Below are 1,359 nucleotides of genomic sequence, written 5' to 3'. Positions count from 1 at the left end.
CAGGGCTTCGGCGTAGTCGCGTGACGTCCGATTCGTGACGGTCTGCCAGCTTGAGGGGAGCCAGGCGCGCAACAGGCACGGCTTCCAAGATCATGGAGTTCTTGACGCCCCGTGATCCGACTGGAAGACCGTGCCTGCCGACGCATCATCGCTGATCCCGCCTGCTCTTGACCAGCTCCGCGAGTGTCCCGAGGTCGTGCCGGGGGAGGTCCCGGGGCTACTGGAGCGACTGGCGGAGGTGCCGGACCCGCGTGACCCGCGCGGAGTGCGACACGCTCTGGCCGTCGTCCTTGCGCTGACCTCGTGTGCGGTTCTGGCCGGGGCCACCTCGCTGCTGGCGGTCGGCGAGTGGATCGGCGATGCACCGGCACACGTTCTGGAACAGCTCGGCATCCGTCCCGATCCGTTGCTGCCCCGGCGTCTCCTGCCGGCCGAGACCACAGTCCGCCGACTGCTGGCCCGCATCGACGGCGACGCGCTGGATGGGGCCGTCGGGCGCTGGCTCGCGGACCGCCGCCCGACGACAGCCGCGGTTGCTGACCTGCGTGGTCTGGCAGTGGACGGCAAGAGCCTGCGCGGAGCCGCCAAGGCCACCGGCCGCAAGATCCACCTGCTCGCCGCCGCGGAGCACACCACCGGCCTGGTCCTCGCCCAACTGGACGTCGGCGAGAAGACGAACGAAATCACCTGCTTCCAGCCGCTGCTCGACACCGTCCCCGGCCTCGCCGGAATGGTCGTCACGAGCGACGCGATGCACACCCAGCGCGAGCACGCCGAGTACCTCCTGGATCGGAAGGCTCACTACATTGTGATCGTCAAGGGCAACCAGAAGAAGCTCCGCAAGCAGGTCAAGTCCCTTCCCTGGAAGGACATCCCACTCCTGGGCCGCACCCGTGGCAGCGGTCACGGACGCTCCGAGATCCGCCGGATCAAGGTCGCTTCCGTGAACAACCTGCTGTTTCCCGGTGCCCGACAGGCGATCCAGATCAAGCGCCGCCGCACCGACCGCAAGACCGGCAAGACCACCATCAAGACCGTCTACGCGGTGACGAGTCTGGCCGCCGAGCAGGCCACCGCGGCCCAGCTCGCGAAGCTGGTCCGCGACCACTGGCACATCGAAGCCCTGCACCACGTCCGCGACACCACCTTCGCCGAGGACGCCTCCCAGCTGCGGACCGGCAACGCGCCGCGCGCGATGGCGACCTGGCGCAACCTGGCCATCGGCGCCCTGAAGCTCGCCGGCGTCACCAACATCGCCGCCGCGCTCCGCCGCAACGCCCGCGACGCCACCCGGCCCCTCGCTCTCCTCGGCCTCGCGTGATCACAAAACGGACGTCACGCGACTACGCCGAAGCCCTG

Annotated in this window: 1 protein-coding gene; it reads left to right on the top strand. The window is 69.3% G+C overall.

Annotation, left to right across the window (positions count from 1 at the left end; translation table 11 throughout):
• The first annotated feature begins 265 nt into the window (after positions 1 to 265).
• Positions 266 to 1,321: an ISAs1 family transposase gene (locus P3T29_RS32595; protein ID WP_280720293.1), complete on the top strand. Its 1,056-nt coding sequence runs from the start codon at positions 266 to 268 to the stop codon at positions 1,319 to 1,321.
• Positions 1,322 to 1,359: the final 38 nt, after the last annotated feature.

It is taken from the genome of Kitasatospora sp. MAP5-34 (assembly GCF_029894335.1).
GTDB lineage: Bacteria > Actinomycetota > Actinomycetes > Streptomycetales > Streptomycetaceae > Kitasatospora.
Note: the sequence above shows the minus strand (reverse complement) of the source record. Positions and strands in the feature narration are given on the sequence as shown.